Annotated in this window: 19 protein-coding genes and 1 pseudogene; 14 read left to right on the forward strand and 6 right to left on the reverse strand. The window is 39.2% G+C overall.

Features of this window, described 5'->3' with window-relative positions:
* The coding region (locus tag IEX12_RS20800) for a thiamine pyrophosphate-dependent enzyme (protein WP_286171328.1) at positions 1-255 on the forward strand (255 nt) is incomplete at its 5' end.
* 250 nt (positions 256-505) lie between these two features.
* On the opposite strand, the gene IEX12_RS20805 is transcribed toward IEX12_RS20800, so the two are convergent.
* Positions 506-2,002 (reverse strand): APC family permease, encoded by a 1,497-nt coding sequence (locus tag IEX12_RS20805; protein ID WP_088052904.1) that lies wholly within the window; start codon positions 2,000-2,002, stop codon positions 506-508.
* A gap of 529 nt (positions 2,003-2,531) precedes the next feature.
* On the opposite strand from IEX12_RS20805, the gene IEX12_RS20810 reads away from it, so the two are divergent.
* From IEX12_RS20810 to csaB, 5 genes are all read left to right on the forward strand, one after another.
* Entirely contained in the window at positions 2,532-2,627 is a 96-nt protein-coding gene (locus IEX12_RS20810) for a putative holin-like toxin (RefSeq protein WP_200809552.1), read from the forward strand.
* A gap of 482 nt (positions 2,628-3,109) precedes the next feature.
* Positions 3,110-3,844, forward strand: a complete 735-nt coding sequence (locus IEX12_RS20815) for a WecB/TagA/CpsF family glycosyltransferase (RefSeq protein ID WP_155555362.1) — start codon at positions 3,110-3,112, stop codon at positions 3,842-3,844.
* The gene (locus tag IEX12_RS20820; RefSeq protein WP_188725827.1) at positions 3,841-5,409 is read left to right on the forward strand and encodes a putative polysaccharide biosynthesis protein; all 1,569 of its coding nucleotides are present in this window, start codon (positions 3,841-3,843) and stop codon (positions 5,407-5,409) included. The genes IEX12_RS20815 and IEX12_RS20820 overlap by 4 nt, the downstream gene beginning before the upstream one ends.
* Positions 5,406-7,268, forward strand: a complete 1,863-nt coding sequence (locus tag IEX12_RS20825; protein WP_188725828.1) for a DUF5693 family protein — start codon at positions 5,406-5,408, stop codon at positions 7,266-7,268. Before IEX12_RS20820 ends, IEX12_RS20825 begins: the two co-directional genes overlap by 4 nt.
* Complete coding sequence (gene csaB / locus IEX12_RS20830) at positions 7,268-8,374, forward strand: polysaccharide pyruvyl transferase CsaB (RefSeq protein WP_188725829.1); 1,107 nt, start codon at positions 7,268-7,270, stop codon at positions 8,372-8,374. The genes IEX12_RS20825 and csaB overlap by 1 nt, the downstream gene beginning before the upstream one ends.
* A gap of 120 nt (positions 8,375-8,494) precedes the next feature.
* Here the strand turns inward: csaB and IEX12_RS20835 are convergent, their stop codons facing one another.
* From IEX12_RS20835 to IEX12_RS20850, 4 genes are all read right to left on the reverse strand, one after another.
* Positions 8,495-8,842 carry a hypothetical protein gene (locus tag IEX12_RS20835; protein WP_088052910.1) on the reverse strand — a complete coding sequence of 116 codons (348 nt, stop codon included), beginning with the start codon at positions 8,840-8,842 and terminating at the stop codon, positions 8,495-8,497.
* Positions 8,814-10,016 carry an acyltransferase gene (locus tag IEX12_RS20840; RefSeq protein WP_159457847.1) on the reverse strand — a complete coding sequence of 401 codons (1,203 nt, stop codon included), beginning with the start codon at positions 10,014-10,016 and terminating at the stop codon, positions 8,814-8,816. Before IEX12_RS20840 ends, IEX12_RS20835 begins: the two co-directional genes overlap by 29 nt.
* A gap of 56 nt (positions 10,017-10,072) precedes the next feature.
* On the reverse strand, positions 10,073-11,125 hold the full coding sequence (locus IEX12_RS20845) for a glycosyltransferase family 4 protein (protein ID WP_088052912.1): 1,053 nt from the start codon (positions 11,123-11,125) through the stop codon (positions 10,073-10,075).
* Between the two features lie 100 nt (positions 11,126-11,225).
* Positions 11,226-11,957: a glycerophosphodiester phosphodiesterase gene (locus IEX12_RS20850; protein WP_088052913.1), complete on the reverse strand. Its 732-nt coding sequence runs from the start codon at positions 11,955-11,957 to the stop codon at positions 11,226-11,228.
* A gap of 180 nt (positions 11,958-12,137) precedes the next feature.
* On the opposite strand from IEX12_RS20850, the pseudogene IEX12_RS20855 reads away from it, so the two are divergent.
* The 4 genes and pseudogenes from IEX12_RS20855 to IEX12_RS20870 all read left to right on the forward strand — a co-directional run.
* Positions 12,138-12,356 (forward strand): annotated as a pseudogene (locus IEX12_RS20855) (FAD synthase family protein); the annotation flags it as partial.
* A gap of 245 nt (positions 12,357-12,601) precedes the next feature.
* Positions 12,602-13,459, forward strand: a complete 858-nt coding sequence (locus IEX12_RS20860) for a ribonuclease YeeF family protein (RefSeq protein WP_286171329.1) — start codon at positions 12,602-12,604, stop codon at positions 13,457-13,459.
* Positions 13,460-14,110: 651 nt separating this feature from the next.
* Positions 14,111-15,325: a CynX/NimT family MFS transporter gene (locus IEX12_RS20865; RefSeq protein WP_308778223.1), complete on the forward strand. Its 1,215-nt coding sequence runs from the start codon at positions 14,111-14,113 to the stop codon at positions 15,323-15,325.
* Between the two features lie 35 nt (positions 15,326-15,360).
* Complete coding sequence (locus tag IEX12_RS20870; protein ID WP_088052915.1) at positions 15,361-16,560, forward strand: MFS transporter; 1,200 nt, start codon at positions 15,361-15,363, stop codon at positions 16,558-16,560.
* Between the two features lie 136 nt (positions 16,561-16,696).
* Here the strand turns inward: IEX12_RS20870 and IEX12_RS20875 are convergent, their stop codons facing one another.
* Positions 16,697-18,340 (reverse strand): SLC13 family permease, encoded by a 1,644-nt coding sequence (locus IEX12_RS20875; protein ID WP_088052916.1) that lies wholly within the window; start codon positions 18,338-18,340, stop codon positions 16,697-16,699.
* A 224-nt stretch (positions 18,341-18,564) separates the two neighbouring features.
* On the opposite strand from IEX12_RS20875, the gene pxpB reads away from it, so the two are divergent.
* The 4 genes from pxpB (at position 18,565) to IEX12_RS20895 (ending at position 21,945) form a co-directional block, all read left to right on the forward strand.
* Positions 18,565-19,281, forward strand: a complete 717-nt coding sequence (gene pxpB / locus IEX12_RS20880) for a 5-oxoprolinase subunit PxpB (protein WP_088052917.1) — start codon at positions 18,565-18,567, stop codon at positions 19,279-19,281.
* Between the two features lie 112 nt (positions 19,282-19,393).
* Complete coding sequence (locus tag IEX12_RS20885; RefSeq protein ID WP_088052918.1) at positions 19,394-20,158, forward strand: LamB/YcsF family protein; 765 nt, start codon at positions 19,394-19,396, stop codon at positions 20,156-20,158.
* Between the two features lie 270 nt (positions 20,159-20,428).
* Positions 20,429-21,382 (forward strand): 5-oxoprolinase subunit C family protein, encoded by a 954-nt coding sequence (locus IEX12_RS20890; RefSeq protein ID WP_188725831.1) that lies wholly within the window; start codon positions 20,429-20,431, stop codon positions 21,380-21,382.
* Entirely contained in the window at positions 21,379-21,945 is a 567-nt protein-coding gene (locus IEX12_RS20895; protein ID WP_088052920.1) for a nucleotidyltransferase family protein, read from the forward strand. The genes IEX12_RS20890 and IEX12_RS20895 overlap by 4 nt, the downstream gene beginning before the upstream one ends.
* Positions 21,946-22,070 lie beyond the last annotated feature (125 nt).

Raw genomic sequence — 22,070 nt, forward strand, 5'->3', positions numbered from 1 at the left:
GTTGGTTCTAATATTGAGGGTCCAGACTTTGCAGAAGTAGCAAAGTCCATGGGGGCAATTGGATATACGATTGATAAACCAGAAGACATTGGTCCGGCGGTGAAGGAAGTATTGGAACAGCGGAAACCGGCCGTACTAAACATCTATGTGGACGGAACCCAGCTGGCACCACCATTCCGCAAAGATGCTTTGCACATGCCAACCCGCTTGTTAGATAAATACAAGCACTTGGATTATAATGAGTGGAAAAAATAATAGAATGGAACACCCTTCACTGGCTGAGGCTGGTGAAGGGTTTTTTGTGTATGGAATCATTAACCGGACTTCCTGTAAAGAATGGTTGTATAAAACCAGGGAGCGGAAGCATAGCCCGAAAGTGAAATCATCAACCGAAGAGCGGAAACATTATTCAGGGAGCGAGCGCATCAATGGGAGAAAAGCCCCGCCTCCAGCAAAAAACGAGCACCTGCTTATTCTAAAGCAGGCGCTAGTCCTAACCTTTCCCTTAATCCGCTTCTTTCATATCCGCCACAACAGTAAAGGTATTCGGAGTTTTCTTATCTACATAATCACCTAAAATAAAATGATCCATTTCATCTTTTGGAATGGCACGGTAGCTTTTAAAACGGGTGAGGAAGAAGATCGCGCCAATAGCGACCCAGATAAATAAGGCGATCCACGAAGGCTTCCCTAAAAATCCAGGTGACCCTGGCACAACAAGTAAAAGGAAAAATGCCACACTGCTAATTACTCCTAACAGGGAAAGAAATTTTCTCCACGGGGATACGACAGAAAATGAACGATCATTTGCAACCTCCTGATCAGACCATTTAAAGAGCCGGAATGCTACATAACACGCGTAAAAATATGCGATTGTTACGCCTAGTGCTGACATATCAACGACCCAAAGCAATGCCTCACGACCGAAAAATGGTGCAATGCCGGTCAACACCATCGTAAAAAGAATTCCAATATGCGGCGTCTTGTATTTTGGATGTAATTTCCCAAATGCAGCGGGTAATATTTTCGCTCTGCCCATAGCAAATAATAACCTGCTGGTCGATAAATAAAAGCCATTTAATCCTGTGAAAACCCCCATCATCAGGGCGAAGGAAAGTAAAATAATTCCTAATCCACCATAGGCGTTCCTAACAATATCCCCAGTACCCCATACACTTCCGGCCTCAACGGCACCCATCCAAGATTGCCCAACTCCTGTGGCGATAATGGATAATGTATAGGCAAAACCTGCACAGAGTAGTGAAATAACGATGATTTTGAACGACTTTTTAGGTGAAAAATTGAATTCTTCTGCTGCCTGCGGGATATTGTCAAAGCCGACATATGCCCACGGAGCGATAGCAACGATTGCAATAATGGAAGAAATGGCACCTATTTCTGGTTTAAATAATGGCTGTAAATTCGAAAATGAACTAGCAGGGTGAATTATCATCGCAATAGTTAGTAAAATCAGGCCACCAAGTAAAGCTAGGCAAAAAACAAATTGGGCAAAGCCTGATAGACTTGCACCGCGAATGTTTAGGATGGCAAAAATAACTAGTGCAAGACAAGCAATAACAACCTCCCCAGCATATACGTGCCATCCGGCAATATCATACATATATCCTTGCTCGATAATAGAGGGCAAAACAAATTTGCCGAGAAGTGCCAAGGCAGAAGCATTTAATGCCACAATGGACATGTAGCCAAGAGTTAAAAACCAACCACAGAAAAATGCATGGTATCTGCCTAATCCGTAATAGGCATATGCAAATTCACCTCCAGATACGGGCAACTTTTCAACAAGGAAACCATAACTTACGCCGATGATGATCATGAGCACTGCTCCAATCAGGAACCCAATAATGACACCTAACGGACCGGCCATTGACATCCAATCAACAGGTAAAACAAAGGCCCCCCACCCAATCGCAGATCCAAAGGCAATGGCCCAAACCCAATGCGGCTTTAACGTTTTTTGTAACTGTTCGCGCTGTGGCATGATTCTATCCTCTCCCTTTTTTGTAAGCGTTGTCAATAAAGTGTAAAAATTAATTGCTTTATAGTTAATTTAATCATTTTAGTCTGTTGTAATCAATCATTTCTGCAAATTTAAATTATTGTAAAATATAATAATATTTATGGCGAATTTTTATAAACCATCATAAGTAATGTGTATAGGATAGTTAATGCACACTTCTCCTGTTGTTTCAACATATTTCCATACCAACCCCCGCAAATGCAATGCTAGCTTACGTAACTTTCTGCATATTATAAACTATACAAGCATCCTAGCTTGTAGTTGATGGTATAGCGCACTACAAACAAAATGAAAAAAGCATCGTTTTTTCGCGTCACGAGTCTAAATGCATGATCCAAAGGACTTAGCAAAAACATGTACAGCGATTGTTTTATACAAACAAATGTTCTATTTTTATGGTTATTTTACCTAAAACTGTGCTATACTATGTATTAGATAACGTTCTTTTAGGGATTGGTCGGCTAGCCCTTTATAAAAGGTGGTGATGCCATTGAGCATTTACGAGGTATTGATGGTCATGCTTACGTTTGGCACATTCCTGATTGCATTGCTCACACTCGTGTTAAGAATGATCAATAAAAAATAGACCTCCCTATTAACCCGCAAAAAAAGTTGTTGGGAGAGGCCTATTCCTGGATAGCCGAACCCCTGGGGGGACCGCTTATCTTGAGACCACAGTTGCAGCTGTGGTCTTTATAAGTATATGCATATTTCTACCTACAGTATACCATATATGAGGGCGATGAAAAGGAAAAAGAACTTTTATTTGTAAAACAAAAAATCGCACTTATATAATCTGAAATTGACCTTTCAAATTTTAAAACCCTAGTTTTGGGTGCTAATCATACTGTTAAGATTCAGTAAATAATGTAAAATATCTGTAAATAATACTGAAATTACCTCTTAAATGTACTACTATTGATGTGTCCGCAACGAGAAATAAAATTAGTGGCGTTATATAGTTAAAGGGAAAACCTTTATAAAACCATGAAAAAATAAACAAGTTTTTCTTCATTCCAATTATTTTATTAACACCCATCTATTAACTTCAAAGGAGCCTGAAAAACTATGAAACGCATAACAATAATGAATGTTCCTTTCCTAAATACAGATCAACATTCTTTTGTAGCTTTACTAAACAAACGGATTCAGCAAAAAGAGAAGACTTTTGTTGTAACAGCAAATCCCGAAGTTGTCATGAAGGCACATGAAGATTCACACTTCATGCAGCATTTGAGACACGCTACGTATATCGTCGCTGATGGAATAGGAATTGTAAAGGCTGCTAAAATGTTAAATCAACCTTTACCCGAACGAGTTACAGGCTATGATACAATGATCAATTTATTGAAAATCGCAGACAAAAATCAATATCGTATTTTTTTACTTGGTGCTCAAGAAGAAACGTTACAAAAAACCGTTGCCAACATTCAAAATCAGTATCCACATATCAACATTGTCGGGTCTCAAAATGGTTATTTCAACTTGGACTCAAACGATATTACAAATTCAATCGTTCAGTTACAGCCTGATATAACCTTTGTTGCACTTGGATGTCCTAGGCAAGAGAATTGGATAGCTAGCAATCTATCTAGATTCAATCATGGATTATTCATGGGAGTTGGTGGTTCTTTCGACGTTATTGCAGGGACAGTTCAACGAGCACCTGTTATTTTTCAAAAGCTGAATTTGGAATGGTTCTACCGTTTATTGAAACAACCAGCCAGATGGAGAAGAATGCTTGCACTTCCGCAATTTGCTCTCCATATCGTAAAGCAGAAGACAAAGGAGAAAGCTTCATGAGCCGTTCCGCTTTTGTCAAAAGTACGTTACTATTAACGATCGCCACATTAGTATCTAAAATATTGGGAAGCATCTTCCGAATCCCTCTTCAAAATATTGCTGGTGATCATGTCTTAGGAATTTTTAGTCTTGTGTATCCCGTTTATATGGTGGCTCTTACGTTGTCTGTTGCAGGGATCCCTATTGCTATTTCAAAACTAATTGCCGATGCTCGTGCGAAGGGTGAATTAGCTTACGTAAAAGAAATTTACATAACAGCCAGTATTCTTGCTTTGTTGTTCGGTATCTCCAGTTTTCTACTGATATTTAGCTTTTCTTCTCCTCTAGCATCTGCTTTAGGGGGACAGTCGACAAGACTTGCTTTAATCGCAGTAACAGCCACATTATTGGTTGCACCATACATGGCTGTTTACCGAGGTTACTTTCAGGGTTTTGAAGATATGAAACCAACTGCTATCTCGCAAGTAATTGAACAGTTTATTCGTGTGGGATTAATTTTAGTTATTGCTTATTACTTTGCCCAACAGGACTTTTCTGATGCCACGATAGCCGGCGGAATCATGATTGGTTCGGTTGTAGGGGCATTTGTGTCGTTAATCTATTTAAGAGTGAAATACGTGCGCGCTTCCTTTAAGCAGACATTGGCTAGAAAATATACGTTTAAGCAATTTTCGTCTTGGAGTAAGCGAATATTAAAGCTATCGATACCAATCGCATTTGGAACAATTACCATGGCGCTGATTAATTTTATCGATTCTTTTACCATTCCATATGGTCTACGGAATATCGGCGAATCTGAAACAAGCATTAATTATCTTTATGGTATCTATGGACGCGGCCTTTCGATTGTGCAAATTGCCACCGTGTTCTCTACATCGATTGTTTTACCGCTTATACCATTAATAACAACGAAACTAGCGGAAGGAGATGTAGATCAAGTCCGGTATATCACAAAAAAGACATATCGAATCACCCACTTACTTTCATGGCCTGCAGCAATGGGATTACTAGGGTTAACTTTACCGATCAATTTAGCCTTATTTACCGATTTAGCAGGAAGCTGGGTGCTAGCTATACTTGGATTCAGTTCTGTATTTACTTCATTAACGATTTTAAGTACTGGGATTCTCCAAGGTATGAACTTAGCTAAGCAGGCAGCCATAATTATTGTCTTTGGTATTTTAATGAAGGCTATACTCAATATTTGTTTCATACAATTCTTTGGGCTACGCGGAGCGGCTTTATCCACGTTATTGGTATATATTCTTCTGTTCATTATAAATACCTGGTATATCTTTAAGCATTATCCATTTTCAATCAAGAAAACACGGATAGCTAAAATTATGGCCGCTTCCATATCCATGGGAGCCATTATTGGCATACCAACATTATATGTCTCCATAACAGATTGGGCACGGAGCCAAGCCCTTCTCTATTTAGTTGGAGCTATTGTAATTGGCATTGCCGTCTATGTTTTACAACTATACCTCTTTAATGTGGTGAATAAAACGGACATCTTAAAGAATATTCCTTATTTCTCCCAGAAAGGAAGAGAAGATCAATGAGCAAACAGAAATGGCTTTGGATTACTTTAATCATCTTACTCGCAAGTACAATACCGGGAATTGTTGAGCGTTGGAATACTGAAACTGAAAATAATACGTACGAGATTGCTGTTCCATATCAAGAAATTGACCAGTTGGCAACAGATCACGAAGATGTAGATACAGAAGCCATTCTCTCTTCTTTAAAAAAGTCTGGTTTAAATACCGTTAGCATCAGCCCTCTATCTTTAAATTGGATGGAGGATCAAGACATGATAACAATTTATAATGAACAGGAATTAAATAATGCCTTACGATTTAGCGGTCAAGAGGAAACAATAGACACCGAAGAAAAGGGATACTACATTACTCAACCAAAGGATGCTTATTTTAATAAACTGATTAACGAAAAGTTACAGCCTTCTTCCATTACCATTAATGGTCAAGCATTTTATTTTATTGAAAAAGAAACGGAGCTCCTATCTCAAAATATTGCTTACAACGAAGAGACGCTTAAAAAAGTCAAAGCGCAAGGTCTTCATTATATGTTTCGAGCAGAAAATACAAATCAATTCTGGAACCAAAAGAATGTAGATCAACTTATTGAATTAAAAGATACAAATACTACGAATTTATTATTCTACGGTGAGGATGTGATTGGTTATCCGAATATGGAGGCAGTAGAAAAATGGACAAACCAATTAACTAATGTAGGTTATCATTTTTATTCCATCGAATTTAGCCACCAAAAAGGACTGCAAACAGTGGCGCGTAATACAGATTACAATACGATTCGATTGCATAGTATGGACTTAAATAACAAGACGTTATCAGAAAATATTGATCAGGCTGCACGAGCTGTTAAAGAACGTAATATACGGTCTATCTTCTTTCATATTCAAGCCGGAGATCCTGTTGAAAGCTTAGAGAATGCAAATGCGTTTATTGAAGGCGTACATGATAAATTAGCAAGTAACTTCCAGCAGGGAACACCGAAGCCATTTTCAGAAATCAACACACCAACATGGATGCTAGCAATTTTGTTCATCACCGGCATTCTGTTTACGGGGTTGGTCTCATCTGTAATAAATAACCGAAAATGGATGATTGCTTCTGTAGTGTTCATGACGCTTTTAGTGATAGGCTATTTTCTTACAGGAAGATTATTCCTTATCCAGGGCTTTGCATTAATTATTGCGATTATAGCACCAATTTATGCTGTATTATCTACAATAAATATAGGAGAAAAGCAGCTTGGTCGTATTACTTTGCACTATTTAAAGGCACTAGGAATCACCTTTACAGGAATAATCATTGTCATCGGCCTATTAAATGGAAATGCTTTTATAACCGGATTTGAAGTGTTTAGAGGGGTGAAATTAGTATACCTTATCCCTATCTTGTTTGTTGGTGTATTTTTATTCTGGAGAGAAATGTTAAAACTATTACACGTTCCAGTGAAGTATTGGCACCTTGCAGTCATCTTTATCATTGGTGCAATAGGTATCTATTATATTACCAGAACAGGAAATGGTGCTACTGTTAGTGACATTGAGCTGATGATACGAAGCACATTAGAGGGGTGGCTATATGTACGTCCAAGAACAAAAGAGTTTCTCATCGGTTTTCCATTCTATTTATTAGCAATCTATGTGATCGGCAGGAATAGACTACTTGGCAAATTCCTGATTATTCCGGGAAGCATTGGATTTTTGTCAATAATGAATACTTTTACCCACCTTCATATTCCATTGCACATTTCTTTACTGCGAACAGCTTATAGCATTGTTTTAGGATATATCTTAGGTCTGTTGCTTATCTTGATTTACCGAAAATGTGTACCCTTTATCACAAAACGCATTCGAAGGGAGTGGGTTTAATGCATATTGTAGTTTCCGGTTATTACGGATTTGGTAATGTTGGCGATGAAGCTATTTTATTTTCGATAATTGAACAACTACGAATGGTTGAGCCTACGATTAAAATTACTATTTTATCCAATAACCCTGAAGAAACCAAAAGAACCTATCAAGTGAATGCTGTAAACCGACGAAAGATCACCGAAATAAGTCAAGCATTACGAGAATCGGATGGATTAATAAGTGGTGGAGGCAGTCTTTTGCAGGACAAAACAGGGATGTTAACTATCCCCTATTATACAGGCATCATCAAATTGGCAAAATGGTTGCAGAAACCTGTTTTTATTTATGCACAAGGTATGGGGCCAATTAACGGAATTTTAAGCAAATGGTTAGTCAAATATACGTTAAATAATGTAGAGCAAATCACGGTGCGTGACGAAGCTTCACAACATTTACTCACGAAAATAGGTGTCAAGCATGCATCTACTATTGTTCCCGATCCTGTATTAGGTTTAGATTCCAGCTCCTATGACCATCAATGGGAGCCAGCTCATAAATTCACTCAAAAATTCATAACGGTAAGTGTCAGGGATTGGCCAACAAACAAGCCCTTCACGCAAAAAATAGCATCCACCTTAGATCAACTCGTTCAAGATGGGTATGCAGTTGTATTCGTACCTATGCATGGAGAAAAGGATGAACGTAAATCGCAGGAAACAGCTGAATTAATGACGGAGCATAGTTATATTTCACCAGCTAATGCTTCCTTACAAGCAAAAATTGCCCTTATTGGGGAATCCAATCTACTCATTGGCATGCGTCTGCATTCCCTTATATTTTCGGCAATCAATTATACACCATTTGTAGCTATTTCGTATGATCCAAAAATAGACGCTTTTGCGTCGCTTTGTGATCAACCTGTAGTCGGACATGTGGAAGAAGATAACTGGGATAGCCAGCAGTTGTATCATCAAACAAACCACGCTCTCCACAATAAAGAATTTAAAAGGATGGAATTGAGAAAGAAAGTCCGCACGTATCAACGAGAGGCAAGAAATACACCTGAACTCGCATTAGCTGCCTTCTTTGGGCAAAGACAAAAACGTCCTTACAGCAATGTGTGAATTGACCACGATTGCAAGTAGATTGGTAGATAGAGATTCAGATGTAAAGTTACCATCACTAAGCAGCTTGGCTAAATAATAAATACGGGAAGTTGTACAAGAAAAATGCGAACAAAGCTGTTAAGCAGCCTTGTTCGCATTTCTTATTTTTCGATCCACGGAAAGCGTTTTAATTTTCGTAATTATCGTTACGATAGCATATCCATTTAATATACACATGATTGGTATAATAAAAAATCCGTATCGTGGAGTGGTTAAGAATAAATTAGCTAATCCTATATACATGATAAGAATAGAAGCGATTGCGATAGCTTCTTTTTTTCGAGAAATAAACGAAATAATCACGGTAATAAATGCTAGATTTACAATTAGGTTATGAATCATTCTAAGTTGCTGCAGTACTAGTTTCTTATTATAAGCTGGAACAATAATAATCGTTTTAGGAATATTTTTTATATCCATGACCATTACTTTCCCCCTGTCTAGGATTTTTTTCGAATTTTGGCTGATCCATTTTTCCAAAAAGTACCCAATAATAAGGGATAAACCGGTATGAGAAACGTACAGCTAACCAACTGAGTATACCAACCAGAATAAATGTTACCACTTGCCAGCTGTGATAAACGATTGGTGATCCTGGGCTAACAACTTGCCTGAACACCATTAAAAACAAGGGGTGAATTAAATATATTCCAAAGGATGTTGCCCCAATTTCCATAAACACAAATTTGGTTCTTGACTGAAACGTTTGATTTGCTAAGTGAGCTAAATAAAATAGGAAAACCCCTGCAAATAGGGCATGTGTTGCCCAAGTGAATTCACCAATATAACTAGTAACAAAACCAGGTAGATAATTAGCAATGGTTGTGAAAACACCAATTCTTGTTAAATACATATAACCTGTATATAGAAATACTAATACCCCGTAACCTAGGCTCAATGGAATAATGATTCGCTCTCTAAAAAGTGGCTGCTTCCATTTCGCTTTTAAATCGTTATAGTAGATTCCAAGAAATGCCCCCATAAAATAAAAGGATATATAGGATAAGGAAACAGATCCCTTCCAAGGGATATGAAAGTAATTATTATTTAAAACTACCCATGCCCATTGCAACAGCAAGCCAATCCATATGGCATGTTTTCTTAAAAATCCCAATTTCTTAAAAGCTATCAGCAATAAAGGAAATAGCACGTAGAATTGCACACTAATAAAGACGAAGTATAAATGAGTATGTGCTTTTCCTAATGCCAATAAAGTTAAAAATCGGTTTATTGCAAAAGAAATACTCGGATAATCATAATAGACTGCCATTTTTATAACAAAATAGAGTAAAGAAAATATAAAATAGGGAATTAAAATGAACTTTAGCCGCTTGACATAAAATCGCTTTATTAATCCCCAATTTGTTTCTCTAGGATAGTAATTATAAAATAATACAAAACTGCTTAACATGATAAATGTTGGCGTACCTAATTTTCCAGCTATATTCAAGAAATTATAAACTGGAAAAAGGAAAGAGTCTGGTTCAATGTTTGTTACTCCACTCGATGAAGCATGAACGGTCAGTACTGCCAAAATTGCAAAAGCTCTTGCTAGCTGTATTTCCTCCAATGTTCTCTTTCGCAAATGATTCACATTCATCACCATAACCTATATTATATTTCCGAAGTACTTATGTATTTGAGAAAATTACTAAGTTACTTCGTTTTTTCTTTACTGGTTTCAATCCAATTTAATATTGGGCGATACCTTTCACTGACAATACCAGTTACTTCTACAATTAACTCGATTACAATCAAGACAGTAAGTAATGTAATTGTCGTACCCCACATTGCTGAACGGGTTAATATAACGGCCGCTAAACTAAATAATCCACTTAAAGCATAGATCATGATTACCGTCTGACTATGACTGTAGCCCATACGGATAATACAATGATGTAAGTGAAACTTATCAGGGGAAGCTAATGGCTTCTTATGCACAATTCTACGAATAATCGCAAACAATGTATCTAAAATCGGAATAGCCAAAATAATAATCGGAACCATTAGGGAGAACAGCGCAACGTTTTTGAATAAACCCATTACTGCAATTACACTTATCATATAACCAAGAAACAAAGATCCTGTATCTCCCATAAATATCTTTGCAGGATGAAAATTATACACTAAAAACCCAAGTGTACTTCCTAACAGCATAAGAGAAATTAATGCAATTGGATAATTTCCCATAGAAATAGCAAGTACGGAAATCGTTAATAAAGCTATCGAAGACACTCCTGCTGCTAGCCCGTCCAAACCGTCAATTAGGTTAATTGCATTGGTAATTGCAACAATCCAAATAATCGTAAGCGGTATGGCTGCAGCCCCAAACTCGATTCGATCTCCAAACGGCACTGTAATAAATTCGATGGTGTATCCACCAAAAACAGGAACCATAGCTGCTATTAGTTGCCCTCCAAATTTTAACTTGGCAGATAGCTGCATGACATCATCCAAGATCCCGACAAGCATGATAATCGTCGCCCCAATTACAACTGACCAATAGTTAACTGTTTGAGGGAGAAAAAGTAGAAAACCAATTAAAAAGCTAATATAAATAGCAAGACCACCAAGACGTGGCATCATTTTTTGATGTACTTTTCGATGATTTGGTTTGTCAACTGCACCAATTAAAATCGCTAGTTTTTTTACGAATGGTGTTAAAATAATTGCCGCGATAAAACATGTAATAATACCACTATAGTTCACAGGAAGAATCCTCCTACTATTTTTTTAGCATCACAAAAATAAAAATGCTCATAAGAGCATAAATATTTTATCCTTCTTTTGTTCGAGGCATATTAAGAGATTAAACAATTACTTTTTGTGATTTTGCAGAAGAATCTGGATAATGATAGGCTTTATATTTTTCTAATTCATCTGTTGTTACCAAAACTGAGGGATAGTCCTTAAAGCGTTGCATTTGTTCCACGCTATTCACTGTCCATGCAACAACTTGAATTCCTAATCCATCACAATGTTTGACATATTTTTCTTTTAAACCATCATGTTTCACAGCGATATAACTCGCATCTAATTTTTCAATAAGCCGAAAATGGGAGCGTCTAAGTTTATTAACAAGTGGCCCTATTTTAATTTCACTTGAAAGTTCACGCAGTTTAGCAAGCGATTTATGATCAAATGAAATAACATAAACTTGGTCGATCATATCTACTTTTTGAATTACTTCGAAAACCTTATTTTCAACGGAATCATATAATTTGGTATTTTTCATTTCTATCGAAACAATAACTTGATTTTTAGCTAATCGAAGAACTTCTTCTAATGTAGGAATTTTTTCTGTTTCATCTACTGTGAATTGTTGAAGTTCCGAAACAGTATAATCACGAATTTCTCCATTTCCATCTGTCATTCGATCAATTTTATAATCATGCATCACGACTGGAACGCCATCTTTACTAAGATGTACATCCAATTCGATATGGGTAAAACCTAATTCAATAGCAGCTTGAAAAGAAGACATTGTATTTTCTGGATATTTAGCTGGATAACCTCTGTGTCCAATACCTCTAATAGTCATCGACATTCTCCTTTCTAATTTCGAAAATATAAGGTTTATTTTCGATTAATTTCATTATAAATCCCATGTATTAAGCGAATATTAGCTAAGAGTAAATAGTTTGTAAATTTTAAGAATTCATGTTGAATTTTTTAAACGGAAACCTAACGTTCAGGATTTTAACAAGGGAAGCTACATGGTATGAAAAAAGCTATAACATATGGAACATTTGATATTCTTCATACAGGGCATATCAATTTATTAGGACGTGCAAAAAAGTACGGAGATTATTTAATCGTTGCTATTTCTGCTGATAAATTCAACAGGCAAAAATGAAAACAGGCATACTATACATTTGAACAAAGAAAGATGATCTTGGAGGCAATTCAATATGTTGATGAAGCGATTCCAAAACATACATGAGATCAGAAGAAAAAGGATATCGTCAATTATGATATCAATGTTTTCATTTTGATCGGAAAGAAGGAAACACGTACAATTTTTTATGCATGCAAAATTTTTTAACTATTATTTATCCTTTTTGGCAACCTTTCTATCAATTTCAGACTTTCTTCCCTTTCGAAATGGTAGTGATTTCCCATATAATATAAATAGAATTGATGAAATTTTCACGAGAATAAAGGACCTAGAGGGGGTGTTAATCTATCAAAGTATTAGACGTAAAAAGTTTGCGTGCAGGGATAAAGGCTACCAAAACAAGTCTACATACGCTAGAAGGACAGGTCAAGGATCTAGAGCAGAGCGTGCAGGCGGTTATAGCACTTGATGAAGCCTTTAAAGGGAAAGGCGCCCGAGCGATTCGTTCGTTTTATCAAGAACTACATATGCCATTCCTGCTGTTCCTGAAAGGATTTATTGCGGATTATCAGGAAATTTTGACGGAAATGGAGAATGCCCTGCAGTCGCTGGAGGGTGCGGATAATGGCTATATCCACGAGCAATTTTTGGAGCATGATTTGGTGGATGGGTTAAAAAGAGCTGAGCGGGTAACGACTGCGTTAACGGATGAGGTAAATGCTTCGATCAAGACAGTAAGAGATATTGTCAGCTTGCCAACGCTCGATGATGAGGAATTTCTGTTTAACCTGACACAGGGCCGGACCCAGATATATGACACGCTTGAAAAGCTTCACGATTATGATGCCAGGCAATCCGCCAAACTTGAGGACGTGGAAGTGGATCTACAGGTGATGAAAAACTATCTGGAGCAGATCAGCAGCAAGGTTGCCAGTGGAGAGCTGAGCATAAAGCACTTTTCTGTCAAGCAACTGGAAGGCAATGATGCTTATGACTGGCTGCTGAATAGTGTGCAAAGAAAAGTGAGAGAAAATACGTTTTCATTCGATAATATTTTAAAGTATGGTGCAAAAGAGTTTTTGACCCAGTTCACGAAATTACCAATACCGGGAGCAGCGGTAACCTATGTTCGGAAAAAACCGGAAATACGGACGATGGACTATAGTGTCCGGGCGATGAAGGTGCTGGTGGGATATAAAAAGTGATTTCATTACGGCGGAATAGTTTGCGACCATTTCAGGCGGATATCACAGACATTGAGCAGGAGCGTGGATTTAGTTAATGGTGCTGTCAATCCGGATGAGTCAATACAAAAATATGACATTTGATAAAAATAACCCTACAACTAATTTTGTTGTAGGGTTATTTATGAAATGTGGCTATGATCACAATTTTATCTGAACAGATTTCTAATAGTGAGAAAGGTAAAATCTCAAATGTTTTAATGTATTGTGTAAAGGAGTTTTTAAGTTTACAAAATTGCCAATAACAAGGGCCGCTGTAACCTATGTTCAGAAAAGACTTGAAATGCAGACGGTTGACTATAGTGTCCAGGCGATGAAGGTACGTTAAATGATTTGTATGCGAGGATCCTTTAGACAATAACCTAGCATGTTTTAAATCGCCAAACTAAAAAATTTCTCGATAAAGCGGAGAATTGTCAATTCGTTTTAAATCCTGAATCCATACATTAAGTATAGTGAAAAGAAGAATCCAAGTATTGCCTGAAGGAATGATACTTCTTAAGGAGACAATGTAAATTAAGTATACCTTCTCACAGCCAATAAATAACATGATGTAACATGTTTATGCTATGATATGTAATATGAATTTGGGGAAAGAAAGGAAGAGTCTTTGTGGACGAACAACAAATAAGGACAGGAGATAATCAGAAACGTGCTTACCGAATCCTCTTGATTGCAGGTATTATGCTAGTTGCATTTAATTTGCGACCAGCAATTACTTCGGTAGGACCGGTTATTGGAATTATCCGGGATGAACTTGGTCTTGCAAATTGGAGTGCTGGACTTTTAACAAGCTTGCCACTTATTGCATTTGCGGTGATGTCGCCTGTTGCACCACGGCTGGGGAACAGGTTTTCCAATGAACGGGCGTTGGTATTCGGACTAATTTTACTGGTTTTTGGTATAGCTATTCGAGTCGTTACAAGCGTGACCTTTTTGTATGCCGGAACATTACTTGTTGGTTGTGGAATTGCAATTAGTAACGTTCTATTGCCCGGTGTACTAAAAGAAAAGTTTCCTAATAAAGTTGAATTGATGACTGGTGTCTACTCTACAGTGATGGGAACATTCGCAGCCATGGCATCAGGGATTAGTATCCCTATTGCAAAGGGTCTGGGGTTAGGCTGGCAGGTTGCTTTAATTATTTGGATAATTCCCGCTATTGCTGGTATGGTTCTTTGGCTTTACCTAAGTAAAAACAATCGATCCAATGATCAGGATAAGGTACACCAAGCAAGATCCAGTGCTCATGGTATGTGGCATTCACGTTTAGCCTGGCAGGTCGCTTTGTTTATGGGTTTTCAATCCTTCTTATTTTACGTGACCATCTCCTGGTTGCCGGAGATCCTGCACGATAAAGGGGTTAGTATAGGTGTGGCGGGCTGGATGCTGTCATTTACCCAGATTATTGGCTTGCCGTTTAGTTTTCTAGTACCATTAATAGCAGGGAAATTAAAATCACAATGGGGACTTGTGATCTTTTTGGGATTAAGTTCCTTTAGTGGATATACTGGCTTGCTTATTAGTCATTCGTTCCCTATGATAGTAATTAGCACAACTTTAATCGGAATCGCATTGGGCGGTATTTTTCCATTGGCATTGGCCTTTTTGGGGATGCGGGCACGTAATGCTAAACAGGCTGCAGAACTCTCGGGCATGGCACAATCACTTGGCTATCTTTTAGCTGCAATTGGTCCGATATTTATCGGGTACTTATACGATATAACAAACTCATGGAACGTACCACTACTTACATTGCTTGGTTTAACGTTAATTGTGGTTATATTCGGTTCTTTGGCAGGGCGGGACAAATACGTACTGGATTAGACCGGGAAAAGTTTTTGAATATTGGAAGTGACATCATGCCGCAACGTACCTATACAATAAAGGATTCATATTTTTGGAAAATCACAGTAAGCCTCGCGCTGGCATCTTTTTTTGTTTTTGCCAGCATGTATGCTGTTCAACCGCTTTTGCCTGTTTTTGTTGATGCATTCGGGGTATCCGTTTCGACATCGAGTCTCTCTCTGTCATTGACAATCATTGGGCTTATCGTTGGGCTGATTGTTCTTGGATTTTTATCGGATCGAAGCGGGCGAACGATTTTTATCAAGTTTTCGTTAATCGGATCCGTAATTCCTTTTTTCTTAATTCCGCTAACTCACTCGTTTATCCTTCTGCTTTTCCTGCGTTTGCTGCAAGGCTTTGCACTTGCTGGACTTCCCGCAGCATCATTGGCGTATTTAAATGAAGAAATCGACAAGCGCAGTGTCGGGGTTGCAACAGCCCTTTATATATCCAGTAATGCACTAGGTGGTATGGTGGGCAGGGTTTTGACCGGGTTTATTACGGATCATTATTCCTGGGAAACGGCATTTTACTTTTTGGCAGTGGCAGGTTTGGTCATATTGTTGGCTGTATTTATGTTGCTGCCGAAATCACGATTTTTCGAACCTAGTAATCTGTCATTTTCGCGGGATATTGAAGCATTTTTATTTCATTTGAAAAACCCCTCGCTACTACTTGTATTTGGATTAGGTATCGTTTTGCAATTTTCCTTTACCGGGATTTGGACATATTTGCCGTTTCATTTGCAAGGGGAGCCATTTTCCCTGTCATTGCAGGCAGTGTCCAATATGTTTTTTGCCTATGGTTTAGGAGTAGTCGGGTCACCGTTAGCTGGCTGGCTTGCTGGGAATTTAGGATTGCGGCGGATTCGTATATTCGGGATCCTGACACTTGCCGTTGGACTTTTTCTGACACTCAGTAATTCTGTGGTTGTCATTGTTATTGGTTTATGTGTTGCCTGTCTTGGCTTTTTCACCGCGCATTCTCTCACAGCTGCATCGGTAACAGAACAGGCGACGCATCATAAAGGCAGTGCTTCAAGCCTGTATCTTGTTGCGTATTACATTGGAGTTGCGCTTGGCAGTTCGGCGCTTGGTCCGGTTTGGCTCCATACTGGTTGGAAGGGTCTTGTACTTTTGACAGGAATTCTACCAGTAGTTTACTTGATTTTTGTAATGGTGGTGCAGAGCCGTCCCAGAAAAACCGCTGAATGATCCGGAAGTGGAAGATTGTGCTTATCCCGCCTCAATCGGCAGTAAGCCCCCACCCAAGACTTCAAAAGAAAGAGGCGTTGTTATTAATTGAACAGCGCCTCTTCCGTTTTAATCACCTTAAAGATCCGGAATTTTACTATTTAAACATTTCCGGAACATGTGTCAAGTCAATACCCCAAACTAAAGGCAGCAGGAAGTAGATAGCCAGGGTAACGAAAATAACTCCAAAAATGTTTAAGGCGAAACCTGCCTTTGCCATGTCCGGGATTCGTAAATAACCGGATCCGAACACGACAGCATTTGGTGGTGTTGCAACAGGCAGCATGAAGGCACATGATGCAGCGACTCCAGCTGCAACCATAACGGCATATGGATGTACACCTAATGCCATTGCCAGTGATGCCATAATCGGATACATCATTGAAGCTGTTGCAGTGTTGGATGTTATTTCGGTCAGGAAAATTACAAGTGTTGTTACAACAAGCAATACGATGAAAATATTGACGCCTTCCAGAGCACTTAATTGACCTCCGATCCATTCGGAAAGCCCTGAATCAACAAAGCCGGCCGCAATCGCCAAACCACCGCCAAAGAGTAGTAAAATACCCCATGGTAATTTTACCGCAGTTTCCCAATCTAGCAGGAAATCGCCTTTGTTATTTTTTGCCGGAAAAATGAATAAGACAATCCCCGCAGTCATCGCAATTATAGCGTCATTAATGTTTTCATTAATATATGGTGCCAATACAAATGTCCGGGTGATCCATGCTAATGCTGCCAGAACGAAAACAGTAAAGACGGCTTTTTCCTCAAATGATGCGGCACCAAGCTTCCTTTTTTCCGATTGGATAACTTCTTTTCCACCTGGAAGTGTTTTTAATTTTAGCGGGTAGGCAATTTTCACAAGATAGAACCAGGCAAAGATAATAAATATCCAGGCAACCGGGACACCAAAAAGCATCCAGCTGGCGAAGGAAAGTTCAATGCCATAAGTCTTTTCAATCGCACCAGCCAGTAATGTGTTTGGTGGTGTACCGATTAATGTTGCAATCCCGCCAAGTGAAGCGGAATAGGCGATCCCGAGCATCAATGCCTTGCCAAAGCCAAAATTTTCCTTTGATGTATCAATAGAACCATCATCCTTTAATGCATCAGACACTTGATATATAATGGCAAGTCCGATCGGTACCATCATCATCGCGGTTGCCGAATTGGAAATCCACATCGATAAAAATCCTGTAGCGACCATGAATCCAAGAATAATCCGATCTGTATTTGTACCGATGATGACAATAATGCTAAGGGCAATTCGTTTATGCAAGTTCCACTTCTCCATTGCCAGGGCGATCATAAAACCACCCATAAACAGAAAGATCGTATCATCACCATATGATGAGGTCGTTGTATCAATATCAAGTCCTCCCGATAGAGGAAACAGGACAATTGGCAGTAGTGATGTTGCCGGGATTGGAATTGCTTCTGTCATCCACCAGATCGCAATCCAGATGGTACTGGCTAAAATGGCCTGCCCCGCTGATGATAAGCCTTCCGGTGAAAAGAATAATAGCGTTAAAAAGAATAATACCGGTCCCGCGATAAGTCCGATTAATTGTACTGGCCTGTAATAGCGTTTACTGTTGCCGTTATCATCGCCATTTGAGGAAGACGCTTTTTCACTGTTAGAGCTTGGATTAGTTGAATTTGGTTTGACAAAAAAACGTAATAGCTCCTTTGCCTGGTCATGTTTATCCCATAACCAGCTCCACGTTGTCGAAATCATATTTTTCCCCCTTTACTTTAGTGTATTTAAATCTAGTTTTAGAATTTAAATCTATTATACAAATCTTTTGAACTACCAACAAGAAAAAAATGTTTACGCTTTCATTTTGGTTGATTTATTCCATTTTTTAAGGTTGATATATTTCGGAATACTATATTCGAAATCCTTTTCTTGATTATGCTACAATTCTAACTAGATATTCGTATTTTCTGGAGGCAGCTCATATGGATTTTTCAATAAAACCTGTCGGTGACCATGCAGTAAAAATACAATTTAATGAAGCCGTTTCACCGCAATTAAACAGGATAATAAAAATGTTTTGCGAGGATCTGGAATACGCTGCGATCGATGGTATAGAAGAGTGGGTACCCGCTTTTGACTCGGTGACGATTTATTACGAACCAAGTCGATTAGTATACAAAGAAATTTGCAAAAAACTGCGTCATGTCGTGCCGGATGATGGTGAGGATGCGATAGTGAATCCCAGGCATGTATATGTACCAGTTTTATATGGCGGGGAGCATGGTCCGGATTTAAAGCGGGTGGCTGAGTATAATCGGTTAACGGAAAAAGAGGTCATTGTCCGTCACCAACAGCCCGATTATTTTATCTACATGCTGGGATTCTTACCGGGTTTTCCATATCTTGGCGGGATGAGTGAAACAATCGCCACACCGCGTTTGCCTGAACCGCGTAAATTGATAAATGCCGGTGCAGTCGGTATCGCTCACGAGCAAACGGGAATCTACCCGGTTGCATCACCCGGCGGCTGGAATATCATTGGACAAACACCGCTTAAACTGTTTGATCCGAATAATGATGATCATGCTTTTTTATTTCGGGCTGGTGATGTTGTACATTTTTATGAAATTACCGAGTACGGGTTTTCAGAGATCAAAGAACAGGTGGCAGATGGTACCTTTAACGTGAAGCTAAAATGATGGGATGATGAGCAGGGTCTTGGAATACAAGATATTTCGCCTGCTGTTTATCTCTAAATTGGCAAATGACATGATCAGTTATAAAAAAATACGCTCGAAAGGACGGATAGACATGGGAAGGCGAATTGATTTGAACTGTGACATGGGTGAAAGCTTTGGTACTTATACAATTGGTGCCGATGCTGACCTGATGCAGCATATTACATCCGCAAACATAGCCTGTGGCGCGCATGCGGGCGATCCAGATGTGATGGATAGGACAGTAAGACTAGCAAAAAAACACGGTGTTGCAATAGGTGCCCATCCGGGATTTCCGGATTTGGCGGGGTTCGGCCGCCGGATGATCGATTTTTCCCCTGAAGAAATCTATCGCACCGTTGTCTATCAAGTAGGCGGACTGCAAGCTTTTTGCAACGTACATCAAGTGAAAATGCAACACGTTAAGCCGCACGGAGCATTGTACAATCTCGCAGCCCGGGATAGGGCAACAGCAGACGCAATCGCCCAGGCTGTCTACAATGTCGACTCATCACTGATTGTTTATGGATTAGCGGGAAGCGAACTGCTAACCGCCGGAAGGGAACGTGGATTGCGTGTCGGATCAGAAGTGTTTGCCGACCGAACCTATCAACCGGATGGCTCCCTGACCCCACGGAAAGAGTCTGGTGCATTGATTGAGCATGTGACAACAGCCATTCAACAAGTCGAGCAGATGGTAAAAAGTGGTGTTGCCAAGGCAGTTGATGGTACACTTATCGAAATCGAAGCGGATACGGTATGTGTCCATGGTGATGGTACACATGCGGTTAAATTTGCCAAGGAATTGCGGAAAGCGCTGGATGCTGGGGGAATTAGTGTAAGGGCAATTGGGAGTTAGTTGATTTGAATGAGCGGCACGATAGAAAAATACATGACCCTCGATCGAAAAAGAAAGTTTCTCGATCAAAAACTGGCGCCCCACGGTTGAAAAAGAGAGTTCCATGATCGAAAACAGACATTTTCTAATCAAAACATGTGGTGATTCTCATATGACAATCATCAAAACACGGAAGAAAAATCCTCAATTATAGAAGGCAGCCACCCAAACTCGGTGAGCAACAAATCGGTTTGATTGAAACACTTTTTAAATGGTAAACGAGGTGAAACGATGGCAAGCCAAAAAATTTTACACGTACATAAACCAGGAATACTAACTACATTTCAGGATATGGGACGTACCGGACATCAACGTTTTGGGGTTCCGGTATCTGGTGCCATGGACACATTTGCACTGCAAATTGCCAACATTCTTGTAGGGAATAAACGTGACGAAGCCTGCCTGGAAATTACCTTAATCGGACCGGAGCTGGAAGCGTATCAGCCGGTAACGTTGGTAATTACCGGAGCAGATATCCAGCCCGCCATTAATGGTAAACGTATCCGAATGTGGAGGTCGTTTCATATGGAGAAGGGGGACCGTTTGACATTTGGCAAGCCTCAATCAGGAGTTCGGGCATATATTGCGGTTGCAGGTGGCTTCGATGTACCGGCTGTATTTGGAAGCAAATCAACCGATCTTAATAGTGGGTTTGGGAAAATAATTGAAAAAGGCGAAATAATCTATGGTCATCATACCGAATGTTGTAAGGGGTTTGGGTATTCAAGTCAATCTGTTCCTATTTATGAGAAGTCGATTGAAGTAGCAGTTATTGAAGGGCCACACACAGAACAGTTTTCAAAACAAGACCGCCAGCAATTTTTTCAGTTAAGCTTTACGGTCGGAGCGAATTCCAATCGAATGGGCTACCGATTGCAAGCTGACAATGATGCCATCACAACGGCTGGTGAGATCTGGTCGGATGCTATTCCTTTCGGCGGTATTCAGATCCCGCCGAATGGCCAACCGATTATTTTACTGGCTGATCGGCAAACAACAGGAGGTTATCCAAGAATTGGAACGGTAATTTCCAGTGATCTGCCCAAAATTGCCCAGCTGCCACCACAAGGCAAAATACGCTTTTATCCCATATCGGTTGAAGAGGCACAGCAACGAGCGATCAGGATGGAATCCATATTATTTTGCCTGGAAAAATTCCGTGCTGGATTAGAGGTGGAAAAATGATGATTCAGACGAAACAAGACATCATTCAAATCATAAAAAAGGATGCTTGGATGATGGAAGCTTTATATACAGCAAAATCATTACAGTTACCCGATTGGTGGATTTGTGCGGGATTTGTTCGTGCAAAAGTTTGGGATGTGCTGCATGATTATTCGGAAAGAACGCCAATACAGGATATCGATGTGATCTATTTTGATACGGAAAATTTTGTTGAGCAAGAAGAAAAGCGATTGGAAAGGATTTTGCAAACAGCTAATGGTCACTATCCATGGTCTGTAAAAAATGAGGCACGGATGCATATTTGCAATGGAATCGAGCCGTATGTATCCTCAGAAGATGCAATCGCCAAATTTCCAGAGACTGCGACATCACTTGGCGTGAAGCTTAATGAACATGACAATATCATTTTAACAGCTCCGCACGGGATAGATGATTGTGTGCAGATGAGAGTAAAACCCACACCGTATTTTCTGGACAATCCAGAACTTTTGACAATTTACCATACCCGGTTGACAGAAAAAAACTGGTCAGCTGTTTGGCCGAAATTAACGTTTAAACGATAAAAAAACATCAAAAATTCATCCATCATTCTTTAAGTTTACCTAAAAATAATGATTGACTTCCAACAAAAAATAGGCATCGAAAAGTTCTAGTGATAAATGAACTTTTTGATGCCTATTTTAACGTT

It is taken from the genome of Lentibacillus populi (assembly GCA_014642895.1).
Classification (GTDB): Bacteria; Bacillota; Bacilli; order Bacillales; family Amphibacillaceae; genus Lentibacillus_C; species Lentibacillus_C populi.

Coding starts and splice junctions, on each gene's coding strand:
- IEX12_RS20805 (WP_088052904.1), bottom strand. CDS start 2,002: ATGCCACAGCGCGAACAGTTACAAAAAACGTTAAAGCCGCATTGGGTT.
- IEX12_RS20815 (WP_155555362.1), top strand. CDS start 3,110: ATGAAACGCATAACAATAATGAATGTTCCTTTCCTAAATACAGATCAA.
- IEX12_RS20820 (WP_188725827.1), top strand. CDS start 3,841: ATGAGCCGTTCCGCTTTTGTCAAAAGTACGTTACTATTAACGATCGCC.
- IEX12_RS20825 (WP_188725828.1), top strand. CDS start 5,406: ATGAGCAAACAGAAATGGCTTTGGATTACTTTAATCATCTTACTCGCA.
- csaB (WP_188725829.1), top strand. CDS start 7,268: ATGCATATTGTAGTTTCCGGTTATTACGGATTTGGTAATGTTGGCGAT.
- IEX12_RS20835 (WP_088052910.1), bottom strand. CDS start 8,842: ATGGTCATGGATATAAAAAATATTCCTAAAACGATTATTATTGTTCCA.
- IEX12_RS20840 (WP_159457847.1), bottom strand. CDS start 10,016: ATGAATGTGAATCATTTGCGAAAGAGAACATTGGAGGAAATACAGCTA.
- IEX12_RS20850 (WP_088052913.1), bottom strand. CDS start 11,957: ATGACTATTAGAGGTATTGGACACAGAGGTTATCCAGCTAAATATCCA.
- IEX12_RS20870 (WP_088052915.1), top strand. CDS start 15,361: ATGCCGCAACGTACCTATACAATAAAGGATTCATATTTTTGGAAAATC.
- IEX12_RS20875 (WP_088052916.1), bottom strand. CDS start 18,340: ATGATTTCGACAACGTGGAGCTGGTTATGGGATAAACATGACCAGGCA.
- pxpB (WP_088052917.1), top strand. CDS start 18,565: ATGGATTTTTCAATAAAACCTGTCGGTGACCATGCAGTAAAAATACAA.
- IEX12_RS20885 (WP_088052918.1), top strand. CDS start 19,394: ATGGGAAGGCGAATTGATTTGAACTGTGACATGGGTGAAAGCTTTGGT.
- IEX12_RS20890 (WP_188725831.1), top strand. CDS start 20,429: ATGGCAAGCCAAAAAATTTTACACGTACATAAACCAGGAATACTAACT.
- IEX12_RS20895 (WP_088052920.1), top strand. CDS start 21,379: ATGATGATTCAGACGAAACAAGACATCATTCAAATCATAAAAAAGGAT.